The organism is Pseudomonas frederiksbergensis (genome assembly GCF_000802155.2).
Taxonomy (GTDB): domain Bacteria; phylum Pseudomonadota; class Gammaproteobacteria; order Pseudomonadales; family Pseudomonadaceae; genus Aquipseudomonas; species Aquipseudomonas frederiksbergensis_A.
On the sequence record NZ_JQGJ02000022.1, the window covers coordinates 36,475 to 62,623 of the forward strand.

Annotated in this window: 26 protein-coding genes; 13 read left to right on the top strand and 13 right to left on the bottom strand. The window is 62.2% G+C overall.

Annotated features, from left to right (window positions below; genetic code table 11):
* Nucleotides 1-55 precede the first annotated feature (55 nt).
* On the top strand, nt 56-1,393 hold the full coding sequence (locus JZ00_RS25985) for a DEAD/DEAH box helicase (RefSeq protein WP_039594093.1): 1,338 nt from the start codon (nt 56-58) through the stop codon (nt 1,391-1,393).
* A 20-nt stretch (nt 1,394-1,413) separates the two neighbouring features.
* On the opposite strand, the gene JZ00_RS25990 is transcribed toward JZ00_RS25985, so the two are convergent.
* Together JZ00_RS25990 and JZ00_RS25995 are read right to left on the bottom strand one after the other, a co-directional pair.
* A complete protein-coding gene (locus JZ00_RS25990; RefSeq protein WP_039594094.1) occupies nt 1,414-2,655 on the bottom strand; it encodes a TIGR03862 family flavoprotein in 1,242 nt (413 codons plus the stop codon).
* 192 nt (nt 2,656-2,847) lie between these two features.
* Nucleotides 2,848-3,768 (bottom strand): histone deacetylase family protein, encoded by a 921-nt coding sequence (locus JZ00_RS25995; protein WP_039594095.1) that lies wholly within the window; start codon nt 3,766-3,768, stop codon nt 2,848-2,850.
* Between the two features lie 72 nt (nt 3,769-3,840).
* On the opposite strand from JZ00_RS25995, the gene JZ00_RS26000 reads away from it, so the two are divergent.
* From JZ00_RS26000 to JZ00_RS26010, 3 genes are all read left to right on the top strand, one after another.
* Nucleotides 3,841-4,410: a GNAT family N-acetyltransferase gene (locus tag JZ00_RS26000; RefSeq protein WP_039594096.1), complete on the top strand. Its 570-nt coding sequence runs from the start codon at nt 3,841-3,843 to the stop codon at nt 4,408-4,410.
* Nucleotides 4,411-4,513: 103 nt separating this feature from the next.
* A complete protein-coding gene (gene tesB / locus JZ00_RS26005; RefSeq protein WP_039594097.1) occupies nt 4,514-5,383 on the top strand; it encodes an acyl-CoA thioesterase II in 870 nt (289 codons plus the stop codon).
* Nucleotides 5,380-5,973 carry an HAD family hydrolase gene (locus JZ00_RS26010; RefSeq protein WP_039594098.1) on the top strand — a complete coding sequence of 198 codons (594 nt, stop codon included), beginning with the start codon at nt 5,380-5,382 and terminating at the stop codon, nt 5,971-5,973. Before tesB ends, JZ00_RS26010 begins: the two co-directional genes overlap by 4 nt.
* Nucleotides 5,974-6,007: 34 nt before the next feature.
* Here the strand turns inward: JZ00_RS26010 and JZ00_RS26015 are convergent, their stop codons facing one another.
* Together JZ00_RS26015 and ypfJ are read right to left on the bottom strand one after the other, a co-directional pair.
* On the bottom strand, nt 6,008-6,955 hold the full coding sequence (locus JZ00_RS26015) for a lipoprotein (protein ID WP_039594099.1): 948 nt from the start codon (nt 6,953-6,955) through the stop codon (nt 6,008-6,010).
* Nucleotides 6,956-7,843 carry a KPN_02809 family neutral zinc metallopeptidase gene (gene ypfJ / locus JZ00_RS26020; RefSeq protein ID WP_039594100.1) on the bottom strand — a complete coding sequence of 296 codons (888 nt, stop codon included), beginning with the start codon at nt 7,841-7,843 and terminating at the stop codon, nt 6,956-6,958.
* A gap of 253 nt (nt 7,844-8,096) precedes the next feature.
* On the opposite strand from ypfJ, the gene JZ00_RS26030 reads away from it, so the two are divergent.
* Complete coding sequence (locus JZ00_RS26030) at nt 8,097-8,975, top strand: DMT family transporter (RefSeq protein WP_039594102.1); 879 nt, start codon at nt 8,097-8,099, stop codon at nt 8,973-8,975.
* Between the two features lie 39 nt (nt 8,976-9,014).
* Here the strand turns inward: JZ00_RS26030 and JZ00_RS26035 are convergent, their stop codons facing one another.
* Nucleotides 9,015-10,352 (bottom strand): MFS transporter, encoded by a 1,338-nt coding sequence (locus JZ00_RS26035; RefSeq protein WP_039594103.1) that lies wholly within the window; start codon nt 10,350-10,352, stop codon nt 9,015-9,017.
* Between the two features lie 15 nt (nt 10,353-10,367).
* The gene (locus JZ00_RS31010; RefSeq protein WP_039594104.1) at nt 10,368-10,616 is read right to left on the bottom strand and encodes a hypothetical protein; all 249 of its coding nucleotides are present in this window, start codon (nt 10,614-10,616) and stop codon (nt 10,368-10,370) included.
* Between JZ00_RS31010 and quiC the strand changes: the two genes are divergently transcribed.
* Nucleotides 10,615-12,513: a 3-dehydroshikimate dehydratase QuiC gene (gene quiC, locus JZ00_RS26040; RefSeq protein ID WP_039594105.1), complete on the top strand. Its 1,899-nt coding sequence runs from the start codon at nt 10,615-10,617 to the stop codon at nt 12,511-12,513. The genes JZ00_RS31010 and quiC overlap by 2 nt on opposite strands.
* Before the next feature lie 103 nt (nt 12,514-12,616).
* Entirely contained in the window at nt 12,617-13,294 is a 678-nt protein-coding gene (locus tag JZ00_RS26045) for a TetR/AcrR family transcriptional regulator (protein ID WP_039594106.1), read from the top strand.
* A 63-nt stretch (nt 13,295-13,357) separates the two neighbouring features.
* Here JZ00_RS26045 and JZ00_RS26050 read toward each other — a convergent pair whose 3' ends face one another.
* The 4 genes from JZ00_RS26050 to JZ00_RS26065 all read right to left on the bottom strand — a co-directional run bounded on the left by JZ00_RS26050 (nt 13,358) and on the right by JZ00_RS26065 (nt 17,222).
* On the bottom strand, nt 13,358-14,209 hold the full coding sequence (locus JZ00_RS26050) for a shikimate dehydrogenase (protein ID WP_411829921.1): 852 nt from the start codon (nt 14,207-14,209) through the stop codon (nt 13,358-13,360).
* A gap of 5 nt (nt 14,210-14,214) precedes the next feature.
* Nucleotides 14,215-14,655 (bottom strand): type II 3-dehydroquinate dehydratase, encoded by a 441-nt coding sequence (gene aroQ, locus JZ00_RS26055; protein ID WP_039594108.1) that lies wholly within the window; start codon nt 14,653-14,655, stop codon nt 14,215-14,217.
* A 195-nt stretch (nt 14,656-14,850) separates the two neighbouring features.
* Entirely contained in the window at nt 14,851-15,930 is a 1,080-nt protein-coding gene (gene trmA, locus JZ00_RS26060; RefSeq protein WP_039594109.1) for a tRNA (uridine(54)-C5)-methyltransferase TrmA, read from the bottom strand.
* Complete coding sequence (locus JZ00_RS26065) at nt 15,927-17,222, bottom strand: NCS2 family permease (RefSeq protein WP_039594110.1); 1,296 nt, start codon at nt 17,220-17,222, stop codon at nt 15,927-15,929. Before JZ00_RS26065 ends, trmA begins: the two co-directional genes overlap by 4 nt.
* A gap of 209 nt (nt 17,223-17,431) precedes the next feature.
* Here JZ00_RS26065 and JZ00_RS26070 point away from each other — a divergent pair, with 209 nt between their 5' ends.
* Nucleotides 17,432-17,881, top strand: coding sequence for a DUF4879 domain-containing protein (locus tag JZ00_RS26070; RefSeq protein WP_082112128.1), 450 nt, complete (start codon nt 17,432-17,434; stop codon nt 17,879-17,881).
* 77 nt (nt 17,882-17,958) lie between these two features.
* On the top strand, nt 17,959-18,525 hold the full coding sequence (locus JZ00_RS26075) for a DJ-1 family glyoxalase III (protein ID WP_039594111.1): 567 nt from the start codon (nt 17,959-17,961) through the stop codon (nt 18,523-18,525).
* 5 nt (nt 18,526-18,530) lie between these two features.
* Here the strand turns inward: JZ00_RS26075 and JZ00_RS26080 are convergent, their stop codons facing one another.
* Nucleotides 18,531-18,818: a HigA family addiction module antitoxin gene (locus JZ00_RS26080; protein ID WP_039594112.1), complete on the bottom strand. Its 288-nt coding sequence runs from the start codon at nt 18,816-18,818 to the stop codon at nt 18,531-18,533.
* Nucleotides 18,819-18,832: 14 nt separating this feature from the next.
* Nucleotides 18,833-19,111 carry a type II toxin-antitoxin system RelE/ParE family toxin gene (locus JZ00_RS26085; RefSeq protein ID WP_039594129.1) on the bottom strand — a complete coding sequence of 93 codons (279 nt, stop codon included), beginning with the start codon at nt 19,109-19,111 and terminating at the stop codon, nt 18,833-18,835.
* Between the two features lie 181 nt (nt 19,112-19,292).
* On the opposite strand from JZ00_RS26085, the gene JZ00_RS26090 reads away from it, so the two are divergent.
* The 3 genes from JZ00_RS26090 to JZ00_RS26100 are packed head-to-tail and all read left to right on the top strand — an operon-like array spanning nt 19,293 to nt 23,004.
* Nucleotides 19,293-19,817: a (2Fe-2S)-binding protein gene (locus tag JZ00_RS26090; protein WP_039594113.1), complete on the top strand. Its 525-nt coding sequence runs from the start codon at nt 19,293-19,295 to the stop codon at nt 19,815-19,817.
* Nucleotides 19,814-20,806 carry an FAD binding domain-containing protein gene (locus tag JZ00_RS26095; protein WP_039594114.1) on the top strand — a complete coding sequence of 331 codons (993 nt, stop codon included), beginning with the start codon at nt 19,814-19,816 and terminating at the stop codon, nt 20,804-20,806. The genes JZ00_RS26090 and JZ00_RS26095 overlap by 4 nt, the downstream gene beginning before the upstream one ends.
* Nucleotides 20,803-23,004 (top strand): xanthine dehydrogenase family protein molybdopterin-binding subunit, encoded by a 2,202-nt coding sequence (locus JZ00_RS26100; protein WP_039594115.1) that lies wholly within the window; start codon nt 20,803-20,805, stop codon nt 23,002-23,004. The genes JZ00_RS26095 and JZ00_RS26100 overlap by 4 nt, the downstream gene beginning before the upstream one ends.
* Here JZ00_RS26100 and JZ00_RS26105 read toward each other — a convergent pair.
* Entirely contained in the window at nt 23,001-24,239 is a 1,239-nt protein-coding gene (locus JZ00_RS26105) for an MFS transporter (protein WP_039594116.1), read from the bottom strand. The genes JZ00_RS26100 and JZ00_RS26105 overlap by 4 nt on opposite strands.
* A gap of 469 nt (nt 24,240-24,708) precedes the next feature.
* Here JZ00_RS26105 and JZ00_RS26110 point away from each other — a divergent pair, with 469 nt between their 5' ends.
* Nucleotides 24,709-26,148 carry a cytochrome ubiquinol oxidase subunit I gene (locus JZ00_RS26110; protein WP_039594117.1) on the top strand — a complete coding sequence of 480 codons (1,440 nt, stop codon included), beginning with the start codon at nt 24,709-24,711 and terminating at the stop codon, nt 26,146-26,148.
* Nucleotide 26,149: the final 1 nt, after the last annotated feature.

Genomic DNA, 26,149 nt, shown 5'->3' on the forward strand with positions numbered 1-26,149 from the left:
AGGGTAAACTGCCGCGCATTGCACACCCTGCGCTGATTTTTCCTACGGTACCTCCATGACTTTCGCCACCCTTGGCCTGATCGAACCCCTGTTGCGCGCCCTCGAGACGCTCGGCTACCAGACTCCGACCCCGGTTCAGGCCCAAGCCATGCCTGCCGTGCTCGCCGGGCGCGACCTGATGGCCGCGGCCCAGACCGGCACCGGCAAGACCGCCGGTTTCGCCGTGCCGCTGTTGCAGTTGCTGACCACCGAAGGGCCGAAGGTCGCGGCCAACTCGGTGCGGGCGCTGATCCTGGTGCCGACCCGCGAGCTGGCTGAGCAGGTCCATGAAAGCGTGCGCCAGTACGCGCAGAACCTGCCATTGAGCACCTACGCGGTGTACGGCGGCGTCAGCATCAACCCGCAGATGATGAAGTTGCGCAAAGGTGTCGACCTGCTGGTTGCCACGCCGGGTCGATTGCTCGACTTGTTCCGCCAGAACGCGCTGAAGTTCAATCAGTTGCAGACCCTGGTGCTGGACGAAGCCGACCGCATGCTCGACCTGGGTTTCTCCGAAGAGCTGGCGAATATCTACAAGGCCCTGCCGAAGAAGCGCCAGACGCTGCTGTTCTCGGCGACCTTCTCCGATGCCATCCGCTTGTTGGCCGGGCAGATGCTCAACGACCCGCTGAGCATCGAAGTGAGCCCGCGCAACGTTGCCGCCAACACCGTCAAGCAATGGGTGGTGACGGTGGACAAGAAGCGCAAGCCGGAGCTGTTCGTTCACCTGATGCGCAAGCACAAGTGGAAGCAAGTGCTGGTATTCGCCAAGACCCGTAACGGCGTCGATGCACTGGTGGAAAAACTTCAGGGCCTGGGTGTGAATGCCGATGGCATCCACGGCGACAAGCCCCAGGCGACCCGCCAGCGTGCGCTGGATCGTTTCAAGGCCAGCGAAGTGCAAATCCTGGTAGCCACCGACGTGGCCGCCCGTGGCCTGGATATCGAAGATTTGCCGTTGGTGGTGAACTTCGACCTGCCGATCGTCGCCGAGGACTACATCCACCGCATCGGCCGGACCGGTCGGGCGGGCGCTACCGGGCAGGCGATTTCCCTGGTCTGCGCCGATGAAGTGAACCTGCTGTCGGCCATCGAGACCTTGACCCGTCAGACATTGCCCCGGCAGATGGAACAGGATTTCGAACCGGAACACCGCGTACCGGAGACCGATGCCAGCGGTCAGGTCGTCAAGAAGCCGAAAAAGCCGAAGAAACCGAAAACCCAGGGCAGCGGCGGCAAGCGCAACCTGGGCAAGTGGGTGGACAGTGGTGACTCGGCGCCGGTGGAACCATCGGTCAAGCCTGTGCGAAAAGTGCCGGTGTTCAATACCGGGCCGCGTAAGCGCAAGCCTTGATGGTCTGCTGCGCCCCGGTTTCAATCCGGGCGCTGTAACCACTCCAACATCCCCAACCCCGCTGCCCGGCCACTGGCAAAGCATGCCGTGAGCAGATAGCCGCCAGTCGGCGCTTCCCAGTCGAGCATCTCCCCGGCGCAGAAAACCCCGGGGAGCTGCTTGAGCATCAGCCGTTCGTCCAAGGCTTCGAACGTCACGCCGCCGGCGCTGCTGATGGCTTCGTCCAGTGGACGGGTTTTCACCAGCGTGACCGGCAACGCCTTGATCGCCTGCGCCAGCCGCGCCATGTCGGCGAAGCAATCGGCCGACGTCAGCTCGCGCAACAGCGCCGCCTTGACCCCATCGAGCCCAAGTTGGCTGTGCAGGTGCTTGGCCATCGAGCGTGATCCGCGTGGTTTGTTCAAGGCCTGGACGAGCTTGTCCACAGGCCGGCCCGGCAGCAGGTCCAGATGGACGGTCGCGCTGCCGTGCTGGTTGATGGCTTCGCGAATCGCTGCCGACAGGGCGTAGACCAGGCTGCCTTCGATGCCGGTGGCGGTGATGACGCATTCGCCGAGACGTGGCACATCGTCGTTCAGGCCCATGGCGATGTTCTTCAGCGGGGCGCCGGCGAACTTGCCGATCATCAGATCGCTCCAGGCCTCGACGTCGAACCCGCAATTGCTCGGCTGTAAGGGCGCCAGGGTCACGCCGCGCTGTTCCAGCGCCAGCATCCATGCACCGTCGGAACCCAGGCGCGACCAACTGCCGCCACCCAGGGCCAATAACGTCGCGTTGGGGAGCAACGTCTTTTCGCCGTCCGGGCTGGCGATGCGCAGGCTGCCGTCGGGATTCCAACCCAGCCAGCGGTGGCGCGTGTGGATCACCACGCCGGCGTCCCGCAGGCGCTTGAGCCAGGCGCGCAGCAGCGGGGCGGCTTTCATGTCAGTCGGGAACACGCGCCCGGAGCTGCCGACGAAGGTATCGATGCCCAGGCCGTGAATCCATTGGCACAACTCATCCGCGCCGAATGCTCGCAGCAGCGGGGCGATATGCGGCGCGCGCTCCCCGTAGCGGGACAGGAAGGCTGGGAAGGCTTCCGAGTGGGTGATGTTCATGCCGCCGACACCCGCCAGGAGAAACTTCCTGCCCACCGAGGGCATGCCGTCGTACAGGTCGACCTGGACACCGGCCTGGCTCAACACCTCGGCCGCCATCAAGCCGGCTGGTCCGCCGCCGATGATGGCGATGCTTGGGGGGCAAGATGAGATGGTCGAGGTCATGGTATGAACTGCGGAAACTAGGAATGGCGCGGCATTCTATCAGCACAAATTCCAAGGCAGGTGGTGTTCTTGAATGAGCTGGTCAAAAAACAACCAAGTCTCTGCAAGCCATAGTCAGCAGCGGCTGCGAGCCGTTTCGCTCAGGTTATCCACAGGCCGCTCCACAGGCATTGTGGGTAACGCGCCCAGATTTCAATGACAGCCTGATGACGTCCAGACCTTTTGTGCGCTGTGATGCAGGATCCCGTGGCGCCGGGCCAGGGCCTTGCGATCCTTGCTATAGCCGCCGCCGATGACACCGACCACCGGAATGTCCCGTCCAAGGCAATGGCGCATGACGCTCTCGTCCCGGGCGGCGAGGCCCTCGTCGGTCAGTTTCAGGTAGCCGAGGGCGTCATCCTTGTGGACATCGACGCCGGCGTCATACAGCACCAGGTCCGGCTGATAGAGCGGCAGCAGGTAATTGAGCGCATCCTCGACGACTGCTAGGTAAGCGGCATCGTCCATGCCCATCGGCAGCGCAATGTCCCAATCGCTTTGCGCCTTGCGTGCAGGAAAATTCTTTTCGCAGTGCAGGGAAACTGTCACCGCATCCGGGGTGTCATGGAGTATTCGAGCCGTACCGTCGCCCTGATGCACGTCACAGTCGAAAATCAGCACCCGCGAGACCCGGCCGCTGGCCAGGAAGTAACGGCTGATCACCGCCAGGTCATTGAAGATGCAGAACCCGGCCGGGTGGTCGTAGTGGGCATGATGGGTGCCGCCGGCCAGGTGGCAGGCCAGTCCGTGTTCAAGGGCTTGTTCAGCGGCAAGGAGTGAACCGCCCACGGCGCGTACCGTTCGCCGCGCCAAGGCTTCGCTCCAGGGCAGGCCGAGTCGCCGTTGGTCTTCGCGAGACAACTCGCCACCCATGTAGCGTTCGATATAAGCGCGGTCATGGGCCAGGGCGAGAATCCCCGGCGGGCACAGGGCGGGACGCAGCAGATCCGCATCCGTAGTCAGGCCGGTCTCCACCAGGTGATCGCGCAGCAGGCGGAACTTGTCCATGGGGAAGCGGTGTTCCGCTGGGAACTCGGGGCTGTAGTCTTCGTGATAGATAAGCGGCAGGGGCATGGTGTTTTCAGCTGCGAATGAGTGAAGGATCCTACCAGCGATGTAGACTCTGGGCATGGAAAGGGAGTGAAGATGGAGCCGATACTGGAACTGGAAAGCGCGCGGCTGATTCTGCGGCAGTGGCGCGACGATGATTTGCCGGCATTTGCGGCCATGTCTGCCGATCCGCAAGTGATGCGTTATTTTCCGGCACCCTTGAGTCGCCTCGAAAGCGCTGCGTTGATCGGCCGCGTGCGTGGGCATTTTGCCGAGCACGGTTTTGGCTTGTGGGCATTGGAGCGCAAGGACACTGGAGCGTTCATCGGCTTTACCGGGCTGGGCGTGGTCGGTTTTGATGCGCATTTCACCCCGGCGGTGGAGATCGGCTGGCGCCTGGCTCGCGAACATTGGGGGCTCGGTTATGCCAGCGAAGCGGCTTGGACGGCGTTGCGCTGTGCCTTCGACCGCCTGGGGCTCGACGAAGTCGTGGCGTTTACCGCTGTGGATAACCTGCCGTCACAGAAGGTCATGCAGGCCATCGGCATGCAGCATGATCCGGCGGATGACTTCGAGCATCCAAAGCTCGCGGTCGGTCATCCATTGCGTCACCATGTGCTCTATCGCATCAATCGTGAGCAGTGGTTGCAGACTCTGCACGGTTAGCCGACACGGACGTTACAATGCCCGCCAAAATGGCCCGGGCCACTATCGATCCGCCGCCGCAACCTGGATTGCGCGGTTTTTGCGCTGTGTGAGGAAAGTCTGAATGAGCCACGTGTTGGAAGATCTGGTCGACCTGCTGACCCTGGAACCGATCGAAGAGAACCTGTTTCGCGGACGCAGCCAGGACCTCGGGTTTCGCCAGTTGTTCGGCGGCCAGGTGTTGGGCCAGTCATTGTCGGCGGCCAGCCAGACCGTGGAAGAGGCGCGCCATGTGCATTCGATGCACGGTTATTTCCTGCGTCCGGGCGATGCGGCATTGCCGGTGGTCTACCAGGTCGATCGCGTACGGGACGGCGGCAGCTTCAGCACCCGTCGGGTCACGGCGATCCAGAAGGGCAACCCGATCTTCACCTGCAGCGCCTCGTTCCAGTATGACGAGCAGGGTTTCGAGCACCAGAGCACCATGCCCCAGGTTGTCGGGCCGGAAAACCTGCCGTCCGAGCTGGAACTGACCCAGCAGCGCGCGCATCTGTTGCCCGAGCACATGCGCGAAAAACTGCTGTGCCCCAAGCCGATCGAGGTGCGCCCGGTCACTGAAAAAGACCCTTACAATCCGCAACCGGCCGATCCGGTCAAATACGTCTGGTTCCGTGCCGATGGTGCCTTGGCGGACATCCCGGCCCTGCACAAATACCTGCTGGCCTACGCATCGGATTTCGGACTGCTGACCACCTCGATGTTGCCCCACGGCAAATCGGTATGGCAGAAGGATATGCAGGTCGCCAGCCTTGACCATGCGTTGTGGTTTCACGCCGACCTGCGCGCCGATGACTGGTTGCTCTATGCCATGGACAGTCCGTGGGCCGGTAACTCCCGTGGGTTTTCCCGGGGCAGCGTGTTCAATCGCGCCGGGCAACTGGTGGCCTCGGTGACCCAGGAAGGCCTGATCCGCCATCGCAAGGACTGGGCATGAGCCTGGTCGATGTACGGCATTGGGTATTTGACATGGACGGCACGCTGACCGTCGCTGTGCATGACTTCGCTGCGATCCGCGTGGCCCTGGCAATTCCGGCCGAGGACGACATCCTTACGCACCTGGCGGCGTTGCCCTCGGCAGAAGCAGCCGCCAAGCACGCCTGGCTGCTGGAGCACGAACGGGACCTGGCGCTGGGCTCCAAGCCCGCGCCGGGGGCGGTCGAGTTGGTGCGTGAGCTGGCCGGGCGTGGTTACCGCCTGGGCATCCTGACCCGCAACGCCCGCGAGCTGGCCCACATCACCCTCGAAGCCATCGGGTTGGCGGATTGTTTCGCGGTGGAGGACGTGCTCGGCCGCGACGAGGCACCGCCCAAGCCGCATCCCGGCGGCCTGTTGAAGTTGGCCGAGGCATGGGATGTGGCGCCCGGCTCGATGGTGATGGTGGGGGATTACCGCTTTGACCTGGACTGCGGTCGTGCGGCGGGGGCGCGGACGGTGTTGGTGAACCTGCCGGACAATCCCTGGCCGGAGCTGACAGATTGGCATGCGCGCGATTGTGGGGAGCTGCGGCGGATGCTTTTGGCTTGAGAGGCGGATGAAGCCCTGTTGGTCACCATAAAACTCACTGCCCGAACAACACCCTCAACCCTTCCGGCGAATTGAACATCCCATCCCCATCATGCCCGACCCCGGGCACTTCGATCAGCCGCTGGTTCAGCCCCTGCGGATGGCGGCGTGTCAGGTAATCGAAAAAGAAATGCCCGCGCAGCAGTCGATACGCGCCCTGGGTCTGTGCTTCACAGCTTTTATCCAGCGCTGGGTGTTCCGGGTCGATGTCCTGTTGTCCCAGCAAATAAGTGATGTCGCGCTTGATGTAGTGATCTTCGAGTTGCGCGGCTGTTTGCCCGGCAGCGTAGGCGGGCAGCTGCTCCAGGCCGTATTTCCAACGGTTGAAGGAGGGGCAGCTGGCGGGTGCGAATGCCATGGGCCGTTGGGCGTCCAGGTAGGCATACGATGATGGATTGGCTATGACGAACCGTGGTGCGATGCGATACGTGCCACGGGCGAGCAGGGCATAGCGCTGTACGACTTGGGCGCCACCGGAATGACCGGCAATCACGATCTCCTTCACTTCCGGAAATTGCTGCCGGTCGCTGACCCGCGCCACGATGTCGTCCAGCACTTGGAATGAACTGACCGGATTCGGCCCTGTGGACAGGCCGCCCGCCATCCAATCGTTGCCTTGCCAGCGCAGGAGATCGGCGGGCAGTTGATGGCGCGCCACGTCCTGTTCGTTGAGAAACTGCGGGGCGATGACCAATGTCGTTGCGGTTTGACCGGCCTGCGCGGCGGCCCTTTCGCCGCTGCGAAGATACGTGTCGGCATTGCGCAGCCTGCCGTGGATGATGATCAACACCCGCTGGATCGAAGCCGGCGGGGGGCTCACGGCAACGGCCATGATCCCGCCCTTGAACAGCAGGCGACCCTGGGCGACCGTCTTGACGGCGTGTTCTTCGGCCTGGACAACGGCGCTGCAGAGCACCAGCCAGATCAGCGCCACCCACTTCATCTACAGGTTTTTCGCCGCAAAGGTGTCGCACTGGCTGACCTGGCCCTGGGCGAAACCGGTCTTGAACCAGCGCACCCGTTGCGCCGACGTGCCATGGGTGAAGGAATCCGGCACCACGCGGCCCTGGCCTTGCTGCTGCAGGCGGTCATCGCCGATGGCATTGGCGGCGGTCAAGGCTTCCTCGATATCCCCCGGCTCCAGCCAGTTCAGGCGTTTTTGCGCATGGTTGGCCCAGACACCGGCCAGGCAATCGGCCTGCAATTCCTGGCGCACCAGCAGACCGCCGTCGCCTTCCATCTGCCGGCCTTGCTGGCGCGCCTCCTGGATTTTTGCCGAGACGCCGAGCAGCGTCTGCACGTGGTGGCCGATCTCGTGGGCGATGACGTAGGCTTGGGCGAAGTCCCCGGCGGCGGAGAAGCGCTGGGACATTTCCTGGAAGAAACTCATATCCAGGTAGACCTGCCGGTCCGCCGGGCAGTAGAACGGGCCGGTCGCCGAGGACGCCAGGCCGCACGCCGAGTTGACCCGACCGCTGAACAGCACCAGTTTGGGTTGTTGGTATTGGCGTCCGGCCTGCTGGAAGACTTGGCCCCAGGTATCCTCGGTGTCGCCGAGGATCGAGCGTACGAATTCCGCCTGCTCATCGTTGGCCGGTGGCGCCTGGCGGGTTTGCGAAGAGGTGGGAGCGGAACCCTGGTCCATTTGCCCGGCGAGTTGTCCCAGGATCTGCATGGGGTCCTGGCCGGTGATCCAGCCAATGCCGACGATCAGCAGGATGGCGGTCAGGCTCAAGCCCTTGCCGCCGCCGAACCGCATCCCGCCACCGCCCCCACCGTCACCACGGGCGTCCACCACGTTGTCACTGCGGCGACCTTTTTTCCATAACATGTGGGAAATCCTCTGAATGGCCCTGCGAAGAGATGACTGCCGTGGCGATGAGTCTAGCTTTCTGACGCCCAAGGTGCGCGCCGCGCTTGAGCAGTCAGGCAACTGCGAGGGATTTTGGTTCATCGGCGAGCCAATCCTGTCTGGCCGCGCAATTTTCATTACACTTGGGATCCAGAACTTATCGGAACCCTCGCTGGCCCAATAACTGCACTGTGCATCACGGCCTCGACATCAAGCAACGCAGGTTTCCTTCATGACCCTCAGCACTCCGCTCTCCGGCGTCAATCAGGCTTTCAAGGGCATCGTGCTTATTCTGGTCGCAACGTTTTTGTTCTCCAGTCACGACGCGTTGTCCAAATATCTCTCGGGTTTTTATCCGATCGTCATGGTGGTCTGGGCCCGTTATGTGGTGCACACCTTGTTGATGGCGGGGATTTTCCTGCCGCGCTCGGGGCTACGGGTGCTGCGCACCAAGCGGCCGTTGTGGCAAGTTGCCCGGGCGTTGTGCCTGTTGGGCACCAGTCTGTTCTTCACCACGGCGCTGATGTACATCCCCTTGGCGGAGGCGACCGCGGTCAACTTCCTTGCGCCCGTGCTGGTCACTGCCTTGTCGGTACCGCTGCTGGGCGAGCACGTGACGCGCGGTCAGTGGATTGCGGTGATCTTCGGTTTTATCGGGGTATTGATCATCGTTCATCCTGGTGGCGATCTGTTCACGCCGGCGGTGCTGTTGCCGTTTTGTTCGGCGCTGTTTTTCTGTTTCTACCAGCTGCTCACCCGCAAGCTCGCCGAGATCGACAGCCCCACGACCAGCAACTTTTTCGCCGGGCTGTGCAATACGCTGGTCATGAGCGCGTTGGTGCCGTTCTTCTGGCAGGTGCCGAGCGCGACCCACGGGTTGATGATGCTCGCGCTGGGCGCTTGCGGCATGACGGCGCACTTGATGCTGACCCAGGCCTTCCGTTTCGCCGCCCCGGCGCTGCTGGCGCCGTTCGGGTATTGCCAGATTGTCTTCGCCGGGTTGCTGGGCTGGTTGTTGTTCAGCCATACGCCGACGTTGACCACCGTGGTGGGCATCGCCTTGATCTGCTTGAGTGGGTTGGCGGCGGCGTGGCAACAGCGGCGGGCATAATCACCGGCTATACACGGCCTGATTGCCCGACGCCCGGTATCAGTTTTCCAGCGTCGGCACCTTGCGCGGCGCCATGAAGTACATCCAGGCCAGCGCGATGAAGTACATCGCCGGGATCAGGGTGAACAGCACGGTGTAATTGTTGTTGGTGATCGTGAGGATGTGCCCCACCAACTGAGTCATGAACATCCCGCCGATGGCCGCGCACATGCCGCCGAAGCCAAACACTGTGCTCATCATGTGCTTGGGCGTGTAGTCCATCACCAGGCTCCAGATGTTCGCGGTCCAGGCCTGGTGCGCGCCAATGGCCAAGGAAATCGCAAACACCGCCACCCACAGGCTGCTGGAGCCGGCGGCCATGATCACGCCAACGATGCAGCAGGCGAACAGCAGCATGGACATCAGTCGCGCCTTGATCGGATTGACCCCGCGGCCAATCAGGAATGACGAAAGGATCCCGCCGCCGACGCTGCCGAAATCCGCGGTCAGGTAGATGATGATCAGTGGGATGCCCATCTGGGTCACGTTGATGCCCAGGTTGTATTGCTGGTTCAGGAACGGCGGCAGCCAGTAGAGGTAGAACCAGAACACCGGCGCAGTGATCGAGTAGGCCAGGGCGAACGCCCAGGTGCCGCGCATGCGCAGGATTCGAGAGAAGGGCACGCGGGCCTGATCCGGTTCGTCCTGGGCCTGGATGTAGTCCAGTTCCGACTGTTTCACGCTCGGGTGGTCTTCCGGGTTGAAGTACTTCAGGCCCCAGAACACCAGCCAGATCCCGCCGAGGGCGGCCATGCACAGGAACGCGGCCTGCCAGCCCCAGACGTGCAGGACCAGCGGCAAGAGCATGGGGGTGAACATCGCGCCGACGTTGGTCCCGGCATTGAAGATGCCGGTGGCCACGGCCCGTTCGCCAGCCGGAAACCACAGCCGCGTGGTTTTCACACAGGCGGGGTAGTTGGCGGCTTCGGTCAGGCCGAGGATGAAGCGGCAAACCATGAAGCCCACCGCCGAGGTCGCGAGGCCGTGGGCGCCGGTCGCCAGGCTCCAGAGCAGCACGGCGCAGAAGAACACCCGCTTGACGCCGATCCGGTCGATCAACCGGCCTTGCAGCACGAAGCCGACCGCATAACCGACCTGGAACCAGAAGTTGATATTGGCGTAGTCCATCGCCGTCCAGCTCATTTCCTTGGCCAGGATCGGTTGCATGACGCCAAGGGCGGCGCGGTCGATGTAGTTCAGGGTGGTGGCGAAAAACACCAGGGCGAGCATGCCCCAACGGGTCTTGCCCACGCCCATCGCGCCACGGATCTTGTCGCCGATGCTACCGCTGGCGGCAACCGGGCCGTGGGCCAGGCGAGAACTTTGGGAAGGAATCATAAGGTCACCCGTTCTTTAAATTCTTATGGTGTGGTCTGGGTCTGCATTGACGCGTTGGCTATCAATGCGGGGGTCGATGGTGGGCAGTGGACAAAAAATCGTCAATTCGCTGATCGGCCATAGTGTTCGATAATCGCCCAAAAAACTAACCGGATGGTACATATTAAATTGCCCAAAGGAACCGGCAGCCCAATAATCGCCTGACTCTTTCAAAAAGCGGCGCATTTTTTTGTAGCCGACGCCTGTCCCGGGAGCCGAAGTCATGCAGCGTTCCATTGCCACCGTTTCGTTGAGCGGTACCCTGCCGGAAAAACTCGAAGCCATTGCCGCCGCCGGTTTCGACGGCGTGGAAATTTTCGAGAATGACCTGCTCTACTACGATGGCAGCCCTCGGGAAATAAGGCAGATGTGCGCCGACCTAGGTATCGCCATCACGCTGTTCCAACCTTTTCGCGATTTTGAAGGCTGCCGTCGCGACCGCCTGGCGCGCAACCTGGAACGGGCCGAGCGCAAATTCGATTTGATGCAGGAGCTGGGCACCGACCTGGTGCTGGTGTGCAGCAATGCATCGGCTGACAGCGTTGGCGATGAGCAGATCCTGATCGACGATCTGCGCCTGCTGGCGGAGCGGGCCGGCGCGCGCGGCTTGCGCATTGGTTACGAGGCGTTGGCCTGGGGCCGGCACGTCAATACGTATCAACAGGTCTGGAACATCGTGCGCCAGGCCGATCATCCCAGCCTCGGCGTGCTGCTCGACAGCTTTCACACGTTGTCCCTCAAGGGCGATCCGAGGGCCATCGCCGAGATTCCCGGCGACAAAATCTTCTTTGTGCAGATGGCCGATGCGCCGATCCTGGCGATGGACGTGTTGGAATGGAGCCGGCATTTCCGCTGCTTTCCGGGCCAGGGAGAATTCGATTTGCCGGGTTTCCTCGCGCCGATCATCCAGAGTGGCTACTGCGGGCCGCTGTCGCTGGAAATCTTCAACGACGGTTTCCGCGCCGCGCCGCCCAGGGCGAATGCGGCCGACGGTTTGCGTTCGTTGCTGTACCTGGAAGAAAAGACCCGCCAGCGCCTGGCCGAGCAAGCGCCGGCGCAAAAGCCTGACATTCTTTTTGAAACAGCGCCGGCCAGCGAATACGACGGCATCGAGTTCCTCGAATTCGCCGTGGACGATAACCTGGGCGCCAAGCTCGCCCATTGGCTGGAGCGCCTGGGTTTCGTCAAGGCCGGCCAGCATCGTTCCAAGAACGTCAGCCTGTTGCGCCAGGGCGATATCAACCTGATCCTCAATTGCGAGCCGTACTCCTTCGCCCACAGCTTTTTCGAAGCCCATGGCCCGTCGTTGTGCGCCATGGCGGTGCGGGTCAAGGACAGCGCCAGTGCCTTGAAACGGGCCGTGGCCTACAAAGGCCAGCCGTATCGCGGGCTCGTCGGGCCCAATGAGCTGGAGCTGGCGGCGGTGCGCGCCCCGGACAGCAGCCTGATCTACCTGGTGGACCAGGACGCCGACGTCTACGGCACCGATTTCAACCTGCAACCCGCTGCGGCCATCGGCGCCGGGCTCAAGCGCATCGACCACATGGCGATGGCGCTGCCGGCCGACAGCCTCGACAGTTGGGTGCTGTTCTACAAGAGCCTGCTGGATTTCGAGGCTGACGACGAAGTGGTGTTGCCCGACCCTTATGGCCTGGTAAAAAGCCGTGCCCTGCGTAGCCGTTGCAGTTCGATTCGCCTGCCGCTGAATATTTCCGAGAATCGCAACACCGCGATCTCACATGCGCTGTCGAGTTATCGCGGCTCCGGCGTGCATCACATCGCCTTCGATTGTGATGACATCTTTGCCCAGGTCAGTCGGGCCAAGGAGGCCGGGGTGCCTTTGCTCGACATCCCGCTCAACTATTACGACGACCTGGCGGCGCGTTTCGATTTCGACGATGAGTTCCTTAGCGAACTGGCGTATTTCAACGTGCTATATGACCGTGACGCCCAGGGTGGCGAGCTGTTTCATGTCTATACCGAGCCGTTCGAAGGGCGGTTTTTCTTTGAGATCATCCAACGCAAGAACGGTTACGTCGGTTATGGCGCCGCCAACGTCGCGGTGCGGCTGGCGGCGATGGCCAAGTCCCGTAGCGGTGGCTTGCGGCATGCCAAGTTGTAGGGAAATCGTAAACGCTGCGGTAATGGGCTGTGTCGTGGCTTCCTTCAGTGCACGGTGCGGCCCATAATCGCCAGCCTGTGCAGTGATGGCCGTGAGCCCCGCAATGACTATGAATCCAGAGCTTTCCGCAGCGCTCGACGAACCTGTCGCCACGCCGCGCAAGAGTCGCAAGAACAACCCGGAAAAGACCCGGGAGAACATTCTTCAGGAAGCCATCGTCGAGTTCGTCCAGCAAGGCCTGGCCGGCGCCCGGGTCGACGCCATCGCCGAGCGCATCCACACCTCCAAGCGCATGATCTACTACTATTTCGGCAGCAAGGAGCAGCTGTACGTCGAGGTGCTGGAAAAACTCTACGGCGATATCCGTACCACCGAGAGCCGCCTGCACCTGGCGGAACTGGCCCCGGTGGATGCGATCCGGCGCCTGGTGGAATTCACCTTCGACCACCACGACCGCAATGTGGATTTCGTGCGCATCGTCTGCATCGAGAACATCCACAACGCCGAATACGTGAAACAGTCCGGTGCGATCAAGGCGATGACCAATACCATCCTCGATTCACTGGGCGTGATCCTGCGTCGCGGCGCCGAAGAGGGCGTGTTCCGTGCCGGCCTCGAACCACTGGATGTGCATCTGCTGATCAGTTCGTTCTGCTTCTACCGGGTGTCCAACCGCCAGACGTTTGGCGAGATCTTCCAGATCGACCTGTCGGACGAAGCGGTCAAGCAGCGGCATCGGCAGATGGTGTGTGAATCGGTGCTGAGATATTTGCAGGCGTGATCGTGAGCTGATGCAGACTGTGTGGGGAGCTTGGTCGCTCCCACAAGGAATTCTGGCCAGGCTTTAGTGATTCATGCCCTGGAAATGCGCCAGCATCCGCTGCGCATCCGGCGCCACGCCGCTGAACAGCTCGAACGCCTTCACCGCCTGGAATACCGCCATGTTGCCGCCGTCCAGCGTGCGGCAGCCGAGGGCGCGGGCGTTGCGCAGCAGTTCGGTTTCCAGCGGGAAGTAAACGATTTCCGCCACCCACAGATCACCCCGCAACAACTCGGCCGGCACCGGTGTGCCCGGCAGTTTCGCCATGCCCATGGGCGTGGTGTTCACCAAGCCGTCGGCTTCGGCCATGGCGGTGGGTAGGTCATGCCCGGCACGAGCACGGCCTGTGCCGAAGTGTTGATTCAAGTTGTTTGCCAATGCCTCGGCACGGCTGATCTCGACGTCGAAAATGCTCAATGTCTCTACGCCCTCCAGAAGCAACGCATGGGCCACCGCCGCGCCGGCGCCTCCTGCGCCCATCTGGACCACCCGCTTGCGCGCGACATCGCCCAGGCCACGACGAAAACCTTCGGCGAACCCCAGGCAATCGGTGTTGTGGCCGATGCGCTTGCCATCCTTGAGCACCACGGTATTCACCGCACCGATCCCGCGGGCCTCGGGAGACAACTCGTCCAGCAGCGGGATGATCACCTGCTTGCACGGGAAGGTGATGTTCAGGCCGGTGAAGTCCATGCGTTCGGCGGCCATCAGCAAGTCGGGCAGGGCGCTGCTGTCGAGCTTCAGCGCATCCAGATCGATCAGTCGATAAAGGTAACGCATGCCTTGGGCATCGCCTTCGCGCTCATGCAGCGCCGGCGTGCGGGACGCCTGGATACCCGCCCCGATCAGGCCGGCCAGTACAGTGACGTTCGACATGCGCATCAACCCTTCAACCGCTGACTGAAATGTTCAAGGGCCAGGCGATAACCATGGCTGCCAAACCCGCACATCACGCCAATGGCGACGGATGAGACAAAGGAGTGGTGACGAAAGGTTTCCCGGGCGTGGACGTTGGACAGGTGGACTTCGATGACCGGTACTTCACTCGCCACCAGGGCGTCGCGGATCGCCACCGAGGTGTGGGTCCAGGCCGCCGGGTTGATGACGATACCGGCGCACCGGCCTCGGGCGCCGTGAATCCAGTCGAGCAGTTCGCCTTCCTGATTGGTCTGGCGAAACTCCACGGCCAGGCCGAACTCTTCGGCGGCGCGGCCACAGAGCGAGGAAATATCAGCCAGGGTTTCGTAGCCGTAGGTTGCCGGCTCGCGGGTGCCGAGCAGGTTCAGGTTCGGGCCGTTGAGCACCAGAACGATCGGAGGCATCGCAATTTCTCCACAATTTTTATTGTTGGTGTCGGCGGGGTTTCAGCCGGTGGAGATAAATTGTACTAGATGGTTAATTTGGTCAAATAAAGCAGCCGACACCGGGCAATAAGTGTTCGATGATCGAACATGACCACTGTGGGAGGTGAGGGAGAGACAATGGTGGCGAGGAAGCTTGCTCCCTCGCCACGAAAGTCAGCGCCGGGTCAACAACACGCCGGACTCCATGTGATGGGTCCAAGGGAATTGATCGAACAACGCGCAGCGCGTGATGCGGTGGGTGTCGTTCAGCTGCGCGATGTTCGCGGCGAGGGTTTCCGGGTTGCAGGAGATGTACAGGATGTTGTCGAAGCGCCGGGTCAGTTCGCAGGTGTCCGGGTCCATGCCGGCGCGAGGCGGGTCGACGAAGACGCTGCCGAATTCATAGCTTTTGAGGTCGATGCCCTGCAAACGACGGAACGGCCGGACTTCATTCAAGGCTTCGGTCAGCTCTTCGGCCGATAGGCGCACCAGCGTGACGTTATCCACCGCGTTTTCGCTGAGGTTGCTCAGCGCGGCGTTGACCGAGGTCTTGCTGATTTCGGTGGCGAGGACTTTTCGCACGCGGGTGGCCAGCGGCAGGGTGAAGTTGCCGTTGCCGCAGTACAACTCCAGCAGATCGTCGCTGCGATCGCCCAGCGCTTCGTAAGCCCAGTTGAGCATCTTCTGGTTCACCGTGCCGTTGGGCTGGGTGAAGGCGCCTTCAGGTTGGCGATAGCTGAACGTACGACCCCCTACCTCAAATTTCTCCACCACATAGTCATGGCCGATGACTTCGCGCTTGCCCTTGGAGCGGCCAATGATGCTGACCCCCAGGTCGGCCGCCAGTTTCGACGCGGCAGCGTGCCAGTGCTCGTCCAGCGGACGGTGGTAACACAGGGTGATCATCGCGTCGCCGGCCAGGGTGGTCAGGAACTCCACCTGGAACAGCTTATGGCTCAGGGGGGCGCTGGCCTGCCAGGCGGCCTTGAGTTGCGGCATCAACTGGTTGATGCGCAGGCTGGCAATGGGGAATTGCTCGATGAGGATCGGCGTGCGCTTGTCGTCCTGGGAAAACATCGCGTAATGGCGTTCGCCGGCCTCGCGCCACAGACGGAACTCGGCCCGCAGGCGGAAGTTCTCCAGCGGTGAGTCAAACACCTGCGGCTCGGGAGCATCGAACGGGGCCAACAAGTCGCGCAGACGGGCGACTTTGCCCTGCAACTGGGCGGCATAGGCCTGGGAATCAAAAGTCATGCGTTGAACCAACCCAACTTGATAACGAACAGGATCGACAGGATGACCAGCGCCGGGTTCAGCTCACGGCCACGGCCGGACACCAGTTTAATGGCTGTCCAGGCGATGAAGCCGAAGGCGATGCCGTTGGCGATGGAATAGGTGAAGGGCATCGCTAAGGCAGTGATCACCACCGGAGCGGCCACGGTGATGTCGTCCCAGTCGATTTCCGCCAGGCCCGAGGTCATCAGCACAGCGACGAACAACAGGGCCGGAGCGGTGGCAAAGGCCGGGACGCTGGCGGCCAGTGGCGAGAAGAACAGCGCAAGCAGAAACAGGATCGCCACCACGATGGCGGTCAGGCCGGTGCGGCCGCCGGCGCTGACGCCCGCCGCCGATTCGATGTAGCTGGTGGTGGTGGAGGTGCCCAGCAGCGAACCGGCCATGGCGGCGGTGCTGTCGGCGATCAGCGCACGACCCATCTTCGGCATGTGGCCGTCCTTGCCCATCAGCCCGGCGCGCTTGGCGACGCCGATCAGGGTGCCGGAGTTGTCGAACAGGTCGACGAACAGGAAGGCGAAGATCACGCTCACCAGGCCAATGTCCAGGGCGCCCTTGATGTCCAGTTGCAGGAACGTCGGGGCCAGGGATGGCGGTGCGGAAATGATCCCGCCGAATGGCGTGAAGCCCATCAGGATCGAGACGACGGTGACCGCGAGGATGCCGATCAGCACCGCGCCGCGCACTTTCAAGGCTTCGAGGGCGACGATCAGGACGAAACCGAGGGTTGCCAGGATCGGCGCCGGTTGCTTCAAATCGCCAAGGCCGACCATGGTCGCCGGGTTTTTCACCACGATGCCGGCATTGTTCAGGGCAATCAGCGCCAGGAACAGGCCGATACCGGCAGCGATGGCCGAGCGCAGCGGCAGCGGGATGCTGTTGATGATCCATTCGCGGATGCGGAAGATCGACAACAGGAAGAACAGCACGGCGGAGACGAACACCGCGCCCAGCGCCACTTGCCAGGTATGGCCCATGTGCAGGACCACGGTGTAGGTGAAGAAGGCGTTCAGGCCCATGCCCGGCGCGAGGGCGATCGGGTAGTTGGCGATCAGGCCCATGACCGTGGAGCCAATGGCCGCCGCCAGGCAGGTGGCGACAAACACCGCGCCCTTGTCCATGCCGGTTTCGCCGAGGATGCTCGGGTTGACGAACAGAATGTAGGCCATGGCCAGGAACGTCGTGACGCCCGCCAGGATCTCGGTCCGCACGTTGGTGTTGTGTGCCTTGAGTTGAAACAGCCTTTCCAGCATGTCTGCTCCCCGTGGCGCGCTCGGCGCCGTGAATGTATCGACCTCAACAGCAAAGCACAGGGCGCCGACGGCGCCCGGGTTTTTATGTGGGTCGGAAAAAGCCGCGCATCATAGCAGCGCGGCGAACTGGCTGCGATCCTCGGTGTGCGTCGCAAAAGTGTGCAGACGCAAAAGTTGGGCCATACTGCGCGCGATTCCGGGAGGTCAGTATGAATTGCATGAAGAACATTGCATTGGCCTGCGCGTTCGGCCTGGGGCTGTCCGTGCCGAGCGCGCACGCCGCGTCGGCGCCACCGCTGAGCGAGGTCAAGGTGCTCAAGGTCGAGTCGCCGGCCTGTGGTTTCGAGGACGTCTCTGCGCAACAGGCGCAAACCCGTTGCGACCATAGTGGCCCGCATATCAAGGTCTACGTGCTGGAAGTCGGCATAGGCCACCAGCCGAATGTCACGCTGGACGGCTTTGAGGTCGACGGCACCCGTTCACCTGTGTGTGCATTTGATAATGGGAACCTCAATGACTGCTCGAGCGGAGCCCGGCGAACGGTCGGCTATTTGTACATCTTCGATCTCAAAGGCAAGCAGGAAGGCACGTTCAGCTTCAGCAACGTGTCGATCAACGCGCCGGGCAACCGGATGTCGACCCAGCTGTACATCAAATGACATGGCTGGGCGAGCTTCAGCTGACAGGGCCCGGCAAAGCTGACTAGTCTTGAAAGATCACCCAGCGGAGAGTGCCCATGATTCCTGGAACCAAGATCCCCCGAATCCTGATTGCCGTGGCGGAAGGCGTTGACGATCTGCAGACCGTGACTCTGATCGACGTGTTGCGCCGGGCGCAGCTTGAAGTCGTCGTGGCGAGTATCGAGGGCCGTCGCATGCTCACCTGTGCACGCGGCACGCGCCTGACCGCCGATGGCATGCTGGTGGACGTGCTGGTGCAGGATTTCGACTTGATTGTCTTGCCGGGCGGCATCATCGGCGCGCAACACTTGGCGGCCCACCAACCGTTGCAGCAACTGGTCAAGGACCAAGCGGCGGCCGGGCGCTTCTTCGCCGCCATTGCCGAAGCCCCGGCGTTGGTGCTCCAGGCGTTCGGCGTGCTGCGCCAGCGTCGCATGACCTGCCTGCCCGCCGTCAGCCAGCAACTGTCCGGGTGCAGCTTTGTCGACCAACCGGTGGTGGTGGACGGCAATTGCATTACCGCCCAGGGCTCGGCCGCCGCCCTCATGTTCGCCTTGATGCTGGTGGAGCAACTTGCCGGCAAAGGCGTGAAAAGCGTGGTGGCGGCGGAATTGCTGGCCTGACAGCATCAAGCGTGATGGGCAAGGGGTTCGATCAGGGGTTGCTCGCGCTGCTCGGCTTGCCATAAGTCATAGTCGCTCTGGACGCCTAGCCAGACTCTTGCCTTGCCGATACCCGCGCGTTCCAGGCGCACGGCAAGGTCTGGACTGACCGGTGCATGGCCGTGCAATACCCGGGAAAGGTGTGGTCGAGTGAAGCCGAGGTGGCGCGCCAGTTCGGTCACTGTGATGCCCAACTCGGGCAACACGTCCTCCAGCAATGTTTCGCCAGGATGTGGCGGATTGTGCATGGGCATGTTCCAGCCTCCTGTCAGTGGTAGTCGAGGTAGTCGACCAGTTCGATGTCGGACTCGATGAAGCGGAAGACAATTCGCCAGTTCCCCGAAACGCTCAGCGACCAATATTCGACCAGATCACCCTTGAGCGAATGCAATCGCCATCCGGGAATGTTCAAGTCGCTTGGCATGCGTGCCCTGTCCATGAACTGAAGCATGCGAGCCAGGCGTTTTCCATGGTCTGCACGGATACCGCGCGTCGAACCCGTTTCAAAGAAGAGCCTGAGGCCTTTGTGCTGGAAGGATTTAATCATGGAATTGAGTGTAAGGCGATACATTACAGTCTGTGCGGTACATATGTAACGCACAGACAGGCTTGCCTCGTGCATTGGGGAGCGGGCAATCGCCTTGAACGCTCACCCCACCGCGAAGTCGTACCCCTTATGACGGCGGTTTTCCAAAACGCCGCGTGTACGACCAACCGTGAGGTGTTCCATGAGCGCGACCTTGTCCGAAGCGACGCAGGCGGCCTTCGTCCGTCATCCGATACGTCTGACACTCAATGGCGCGGTGCGTGAGTTGCAGGTGCTGCCCTGGACTACGTTGCTTGATTTGCTGCGCGAACAACTGGACCTGGTGGGCAGCAAAAAGGGCTGCGACCATGGCCAATGCGGGGCCTGCACGGTGCTGCGCGATGGCAAGCGGATAAACGCTTGCCTGACCCTGGCGGTGATGTGTGATGGCGCCGAGTTGACCACTGTCGAGGGCCTGGCGAACGGCGACGAGTTGCATCCCATGCAACGGGCGTTCATCAAGCATGATGCGTTCCAGTGCGGCTATTGCACGCCCGGGCAGATCTGTTCGGCGGTGGCGCTGGCCAACGAGGGACGGGCGCGGACGGGCGCCGAAATCAGCGAGCTGATGAGCGGCAATCTCTGCCGATGCGGCGCCTACAACAACATCCGCGATGCCATCGAAGAAGCCCTGCCGCTCTGCCAGCAGACGGGAGGTGAGTCGTGAATCCCTTTCGCTACAGCAAGCCCGACACGCTGCAGGCCGCCGTGGAGCTGTCGAGTGCCCATTCACGCTTCATCGCTGGCGGCACCAATCTGCTGGACCTGATGAAGGAAAACCTCACCCGCCCCGAGCATCTGATCGATATCACCGGACTGCCCTTGGCCGACCTCAGCGAAACGCCCTCGGGCGGGGTGATGATCGGCGCGCTGGTGAGCAATGCCGACCTGGCCTGGCACCCTTGGATCGAGCGTCGCTATCCGTTGCTTTCCCAGGCCATCCTCGCGGGTGCTTCGCCACAGCTGCGCAACATGGCCAGTACCGGTGGCAATCTGTTGCAGCGCACCCGTTGTTACTATTTTTATGACGCCAGCGTGCCGTGCAACAAACGCAGGCCCGGCAGCGGCTGCCCGGCCCGAAGCGGCTTGAACCGGATTCACGCGATCCTTGGCGCGAGCGATCAATGTGTCGCGACTCACCCCTCCGACATGTGCGTGGCCCTGGCTGCACTGGATGCGGTGGTCCATGTGCTGGGGCGCGGAGGCCCACGGACAATCGAGTTCGCCGACTTCCATCGCCTTCCCGGCGACGCCCCGGACCGGGATAACCAGCTGGCCGATGACGAGTTGATCACCTATATCGAGCTGCCGCCCGCCGGTTTCGCCGAACACAGCCATTACTTGAAGATCCGTGACCGCGCGTCCTATGCCTTCGCGCTGGTGTCGGTCGCGGCCGCGCTGGAGCTGGACGGGCCGGTGATTCGCCAGGCGCGCCTGGCCTTGGGCGGCGTAGCGCACAAGCCTTGGCGCGATCGAGCCGTCGAGAGCTGGCTGGCGGGCCAGGTCGTCAGCCGCGAGACCTTCACGGCGGCCGCGGATGCGCTGTTGCAGGGCGCCGAACCGCTGGAACACAACGGCTTCAAGGTCAAGTTGGCGCGCCGGGCGATTGTCCGCGCCCTGAGCGATGCCGCACTGGTGGGAGGAACCGCGCGATGAATGCACCGAGCAAAACCATAGGCAAGCCGCTGGACCGGGTCGACGGCCTGCTCAAGGTGACCGGTCGCGCCCGTTATGCCGGGGAATATCCGGAAGACGGCTTGTTGCACGGCAGTGTCGTGTCCAGCGCTATCGCCCGGGGACGCGTGGTGGGCATCGATGCTTCACGCGCCTTGGCGCTACCGGGCGTCGTCGCGGTGATTGATCACACCAATCGGCCGAAGGTCGCCAGCTACGACGAACCCTACCAGGATGCCGACGCGGCGGAGGGCTCGCCGTTCCGGCCATTATTCAATGACCAGATCCTCTACAGTGGCCAGCCGCTGGCCCTGGTGGTGGCCGAGAATCTGGAACTGGCCCGTTATGCCGGCTCGCTGGTTGAAATTGAATACGAGGCCGAGGAGCATCAGACCGATCTGACCATCCTGCAAAACGAAGCCCATCCAGCGCCGGCCGAACTGCCCAAGCCACGTGGGAATTTTCAGGGCGAGTATGCGAGTGCCGCCTTGAGTGTGGATGTGTCCTACAGCACACCGATAGAGCACCACAACCCGATGGAGCCCCATGCCTCTACTGTGTTGTACCAACCTGACGCAAGCCTGCACATCCACGACAAGACCCAAGGCACTCAGAACTGCCAGGCGTATGTGCAAAAAGTGTTCGGGCTGGAGAAGGAGCAGGTGCGCGTGTTCGCCGCCTACGTGGGCGGCGCGTTCGGTTCCGGCCTGCGCCCGCAATATCAATTGGCGCTCGCGGTAATGGCCGCGCTGGCCCTCAAGCGTTCGGTGCGAGTCAGCCTGACGCGTCAGCAGATGTTCACTTTCGGCTATCGCCCACGGACATTCCAGCGCGTGCAACTGGGCGCTGCGGCCAACGGAAGGTTGCTCGCCATAGCGCACACCGCCGTCGGCCAGACCTCGCGTTTCGAAGATTTTACCGAGCACGTGGTGGAGTGGAGCGGCATGCTCTATCACTGCGATAACGTGACGTTGACCTACAAACTGGCACCGCTGGACGTCTACACGCCGTTGGACATGCGCGCGCCCGGCGCGGCCCTGGGATTGATCGGGCTGGAATGCGCCATGGACGAGTTGGCCTGCGCCCTGGCGATCGACCCGGTGCAGCTGCGCCTGATCAACTATGCCGAACGCAACGAAAACGAAGGCAAGCCCTATTCCAGCAAGGAGCTGCGGGCCTGTTACGCCCAGGGCGCCGAGCGTTTCGGTTGGAGCAAGCGCAACCCCGAACCGCGCAGCATGCGCAACGGCCGGCAACTGGTGGGTTGGGGCATGGCTGGCGGCGTGTGGGAGGCCATGCAGCAGAAAGCCAGCGCCCGCGCCTCACTGAATGCCAACGGCAAGCTGACCGTCAGCAGCGCAACGACGGACATCGGCACCGGCACTTACACCGTCATGACTCAAATTGCCGCCGAGGCGTCAGGCGTTTCCCTTGAGGATGTCACCTTTGTTCTTGGCGACTCGTCGTTGCCGACTGCACCGTTGCAGGGCGGTTCGTTCACTGTCTCGTCGGTGGGCACTGCAGTGCAGCAAGCCTGTGAGGCTCTGAAGGAAAAGCTACTCGCCGTGGCCCGTCAATCTTGTCCCGCCTTCAGCGGCGCGACCCTGGAGCAAGTGACCTTCGCCGACGGTGAGCTGCGCATGGGTGAAGCCAGCGTCGCATTGGCAGATCTGGCGCAAAAAAGTGGCGAAATGCCGTTGCAGGCGGAGGTTTCCACCGGGCCGGATGAAAAGCGCCAGGCTTATGCAACCGCCACCCATTCGGCGGTCTTTGTCGAGGTGTGGGTGGACGAAGACCTGGGCACGGTGAAGGTCAATCGGGTGGTCAGCGCCATCGCCGCCGGGCGGGTAGTCAATCCGAAGACTGCCCGCAGCCAGATTCTCGGTGGGGTGGTCTGGGGTGTTGGCATGGCGTTGCATGAAGAAACCCTGACCGACCATGCCCTGGGCCGGCACATGAACCACAACCTGGCCGAGTATCACGTGCCGGTCAACGCTGACATTGGTGATATCGATGTGATTTTCGTCGAGGAACACGATGAGATCGTCAACGCCCTCGGATCCAAGGGCGTCGGCGAAATCGGGATTGTCGGCGTGGCGGCGGCGGTGGCGAATGCGATCTACCACGCCACGGGCAAACGGGTGCGGGACTTCCCGATCACCCTCGACAAGCTGCTCTAGGCTTTCGCCTCGTCCACCGGTTCGTGCATTCGGTCGCGGTTGGCCAGGGTCGGGAACAATTTGATCCAGGCCCCGGTCACCAGTAGCGTGCCGACGCCGCCCATGACCACCGCAGGCACGGTGCCGAACCAATGGGCGGTGAGGCCGGACTCGAACTCGCCCAACTGGTTCGAGGCACCGATAAACAAGCCATTCACTGCACTGACCCGACCGCGCATTTCGTCCGGCGTTTCCAGTTGCACGAAGGAGGCGCGGATCACCATGCTGATCATGTCCGCCGCGCCCAGCACCACCAATACCGCGAGGGAAAACCAGAACGACGTGGAAAGTCCGAACGCAATGGTGGCAACGCCAAACACGCCTACCGCAGTGAACATCACCCGGCCGACCTTGCGTTCGACGGCAAAGCGCGCCAGCCACAACGACATCAGCAAGGCCCCCACCGCCGGCGCCGAACGCAGCAGGCCCAGGCCCCAAGGGCCGGTGAGCAGGATGTCCTTGGCGAATACCGGCAACAGCGCGGTGGCGCCGCCCAGCAGCACCGCGAACAGGTCCAGGGAAATCGCCCCGAGGATGTCCGGGCGGCTGCGAATGAAGCGGATACCAGCCAGCAGCGAGTCAAGGGTCGCCTTGCCCTTGTTCAGTGGCGTCTGCCGGGCCGGCAGGTTGAGCATCAGGCAGCAAGCAATGACATAGAGCAGCACGGTCGGCCCGTAGACCCAGACGCTGCCGAAGGCATACAGCAAGCCACCAAGGGCCGGGGCGACGATGGTGGCCGACTGTTGGGCTGATTGCGCGGCGGCCACGGCGCGGGGAAACAACGCTGCCGGCACGATGCTCGGTAGCAACGCTTGGGTGGTCGGCATTTCGAAAGAGCGGGCTGCGCCGAGCAGGAACGCGAGGAGGAAAATCATCTCGCGTGTGACGTTGTCGGTGGCGCTGCCAATCGCCAGCGCCAGGGCGATCAGCGCCTGCAACGTTTGGCAGATCGCCGCGATCTTGCGTCGATCGTATCGATCCGCCACATGCCCGGTGTGCAGCATGAACAGCACCCGCGGGGCAAATTCCACGAGGCCGACAAGCCCGAGGTCCAGGACGTTGCCGGTCAATTGGTAGAGGTTCCAGCCGATGGCGACGGTCAGCATCTGGAAACCGCTGGCGGTGAATATCCGGGCCAGCCAGAAGGCGATGAAGGGACGATGGTGACGGAGCAGCAAAGGCGCTTGGCTGGGCATCTATGACGGGGTCCGGTGATGAAGGCATCGAGATTATCACCCGACTGTAACTGGAAGTTGCGGTGGCGAGAAAAATAGTTAGCCAAACATCGATATTGGCTGAGGGAACAGTTGGGGCGAGGTGATTTATCCCCGCAGTGCTTAGCACTCTCCAAAACTGCGGCTGCTGCGCAGCCTAGCGGGGATAAATCCCCTCGCCACAACAACTTTGCCCATGCCCTGGGCTGGTGGGACAACCTGTCACGCGACAAAAGACCACGCCATCCATCGGCAATATTGGGACTACTCTTTGAGCATTGCTTGACCCAGGTCAATTCCCTTCTGGGGCGTTGTGCTGGCGGCCATGCGGCCAAAGTCCTGCGTTGTGACGGTTTAAAAAGAACGATTTGAAAAGCATCGCACTCCATATCCCAGGGGGCTGTGATGCAAGCCCCGCCCGCAGCCGGTTTTACCTGACAGAGGAAGACTTATGTTCGGTTTGGAGGCGCTCGATCTCGCCCGAATCCAGTTTGCGTTTACCATCTCGTTCCACATCCTGTTCCCGGCCATCACCATTGGCCTGGCGAGTTACCTGGCAGTGCTCGAAGGCCTGTGGCTGAAGACACACGACGACACCTACCGCGACCTGTATCACTTCTGGTCGAAGATTTTCGCCGTCAACTTCGGCATGGGCGTGGTGTCCGGGCTGGTCATGGCTTATCAATTCGGCACCAACTGGAGCCGCTTTTCCGACTTTGCCGGGGCGGTCACCGGGCCGCTGCTGACGTATGAGGTGCTCACGGCATTCTTCCTCGAAGCGGGCTTCCTCGGCGTGATGCTGTTTGGCTGGAATCGCGTGGGTCGGGGCTTGCACTTCTTTTCCACGGTCATGGTGGCCGTCGGTACGCTGATCTCGACCTTCTGGATCCTGTCCTCCAACAGCTGGATGCAAACCCCGCAAGGCTACGAAATCATCGATGGCCGGGTCATTCCGGTGGATTGGCTGGCGGTGGTGTTCAACCCCTCATTCCCATATCGACTGCTGCACATGTCGGTCGCCGCGTTCGTGGCCACGGCATTTTTCGTCGGCTCTTCAGCGGCTTGGCATCTGCTTCGCGGTCGCGACAACCCGGCCGTTCGCCGCATGCTGTCGATGGCGATGTGGATGGCCTTGCTGGTCGCACCCGTGCAGGCGGTTATCGGTGATTTCCACGGTCTCAACACACTCAAGCACCAGCCGGCCAAAATTGCCGCCATCGAAGGACATTGGGAAAACGTCGGTGACGAACCCACGCCGCTGATTCTGTTCGGCTGGCCGGACATGAAGGCCGAGGAAACCAAGTTCGCCGTGGAGATTCCGTACCTGGGCAGCTTGATCCTCACCCACTCGCTGACCGACCAAGTGCCGGCATTGAAGGAATTCCCGCCTGAGGATCGACCGAACTCGACCATCGTGTTCTGGTCGTTCCGGGTCATGGTCGGCCTGGGGCTGCTGATGATCTTCACCGGCCTGTGCAGCCTCTGGCTGCGCCGCGGCGACCGGCTCTATCAATCTCGCCCGTTCCTGCACCTGGTGCTTTGGATGGGGCCGTCCGGGCTGATTGCGATCCTGGCCGGCTGGTTCACCACGGAGATCGGGCGCCAGCCGTGGGTAGTCTACGGCCTGATGCGCACGGCCGATGCGTCGTCCGGCCACAGCTTTGCGCAAATGAGCTTTACCCTGGTCATGTTCGTGGTGGTGTATTTCGCGCTGTTCGGCGCCGGGCTGAGCTACATGATGCGCCTGGTGCGCAAGGGGCCGGTGGCCCACGAAGCCGAGCCGAGCGACGGTGGCCCGGGCCAGAAACGCACCCCGGCCCGTCCATTGTCGGCTGCCAACGAAGGCGACGACGAAGTGGACCACAACGACAGCTCGAACAAGGGGAATTGAG

Coding starts and splice junctions, on each gene's coding strand:
- JZ00_RS25990 (WP_039594094.1), bottom strand. CDS start 2,655: ATGACCTCGACCATCTCATCTTGCCCCCCAAGCATCGCCATCATCGGC.
- JZ00_RS26030 (WP_039594102.1), top strand. CDS start 8,097: ATGACCCTCAGCACTCCGCTCTCCGGCGTCAATCAGGCTTTCAAGGGC.
- JZ00_RS26065 (WP_039594110.1), bottom strand. CDS start 17,222: ATGCTGGAAAGGCTGTTTCAACTCAAGGCACACAACACCAACGTGCGG.
- JZ00_RS26045 (WP_039594106.1), top strand. CDS start 12,617: ATGACTATGAATCCAGAGCTTTCCGCAGCGCTCGACGAACCTGTCGCC.
- JZ00_RS25995 (WP_039594095.1), bottom strand. CDS start 3,768: ATGCCCCTGCCGCTTATCTATCACGAAGACTACAGCCCCGAGTTCCCA.
- aroQ (WP_039594108.1), bottom strand. CDS start 14,655: ATGCCTCCGATCGTTCTGGTGCTCAACGGCCCGAACCTGAACCTGCTC.
- JZ00_RS25985 (WP_039594093.1), top strand. CDS start 56: ATGACTTTCGCCACCCTTGGCCTGATCGAACCCCTGTTGCGCGCCCTC.
- ypfJ (WP_039594100.1), bottom strand. CDS start 7,843: ATGTTATGGAAAAAAGGTCGCCGCAGTGACAACGTGGTGGACGCCCGT.
- JZ00_RS26105 (WP_039594116.1), bottom strand. CDS start 24,239: ATGCCCAGCCAAGCGCCTTTGCTGCTCCGTCACCATCGTCCCTTCATC.
- JZ00_RS26015 (WP_039594099.1), bottom strand. CDS start 6,955: ATGAAGTGGGTGGCGCTGATCTGGCTGGTGCTCTGCAGCGCCGTTGTC.
- JZ00_RS26010 (WP_039594098.1), top strand. CDS start 5,380: ATGAGCCTGGTCGATGTACGGCATTGGGTATTTGACATGGACGGCACG.
- JZ00_RS26110 (WP_039594117.1), top strand. CDS start 24,709: ATGTTCGGTTTGGAGGCGCTCGATCTCGCCCGAATCCAGTTTGCGTTT.
- JZ00_RS26100 (WP_039594115.1), top strand. CDS start 20,803: ATGAATGCACCGAGCAAAACCATAGGCAAGCCGCTGGACCGGGTCGAC.
- JZ00_RS31010 (WP_039594104.1), bottom strand. CDS start 10,616: ATGACTTCGGCTCCCGGGACAGGCGTCGGCTACAAAAAAATGCGCCGC.
- JZ00_RS26090 (WP_039594113.1), top strand. CDS start 19,293: ATGAGCGCGACCTTGTCCGAAGCGACGCAGGCGGCCTTCGTCCGTCAT.
- JZ00_RS26080 (WP_039594112.1), bottom strand. CDS start 18,818: ATGCCCATGCACAATCCGCCACATCCTGGCGAAACATTGCTGGAGGAC.
- JZ00_RS26070 (WP_082112128.1), top strand. CDS start 17,432: ATGAATTGCATGAAGAACATTGCATTGGCCTGCGCGTTCGGCCTGGGG.
- trmA (WP_039594109.1), bottom strand. CDS start 15,930: ATGACTTTTGATTCCCAGGCCTATGCCGCCCAGTTGCAGGGCAAAGTC.
- JZ00_RS26075 (WP_039594111.1), top strand. CDS start 17,959: ATGATTCCTGGAACCAAGATCCCCCGAATCCTGATTGCCGTGGCGGAA.
- quiC (WP_039594105.1), top strand. CDS start 10,615: ATGCAGCGTTCCATTGCCACCGTTTCGTTGAGCGGTACCCTGCCGGAA.
- JZ00_RS26000 (WP_039594096.1), top strand. CDS start 3,841: ATGGAGCCGATACTGGAACTGGAAAGCGCGCGGCTGATTCTGCGGCAG.
- JZ00_RS26085 (WP_039594129.1), bottom strand. CDS start 19,111: ATGATTAAATCCTTCCAGCACAAAGGCCTCAGGCTCTTCTTTGAAACG.
- JZ00_RS26050 (WP_411829921.1), bottom strand. CDS start 14,209: ATGTCGAACGTCACTGTACTGGCCGGCCTGATCGGGGCGGGTATCCAG.
- tesB (WP_039594097.1), top strand. CDS start 4,514: ATGAGCCACGTGTTGGAAGATCTGGTCGACCTGCTGACCCTGGAACCG.
- JZ00_RS26035 (WP_039594103.1), bottom strand. CDS start 10,352: ATGATTCCTTCCCAAAGTTCTCGCCTGGCCCACGGCCCGGTTGCCGCC.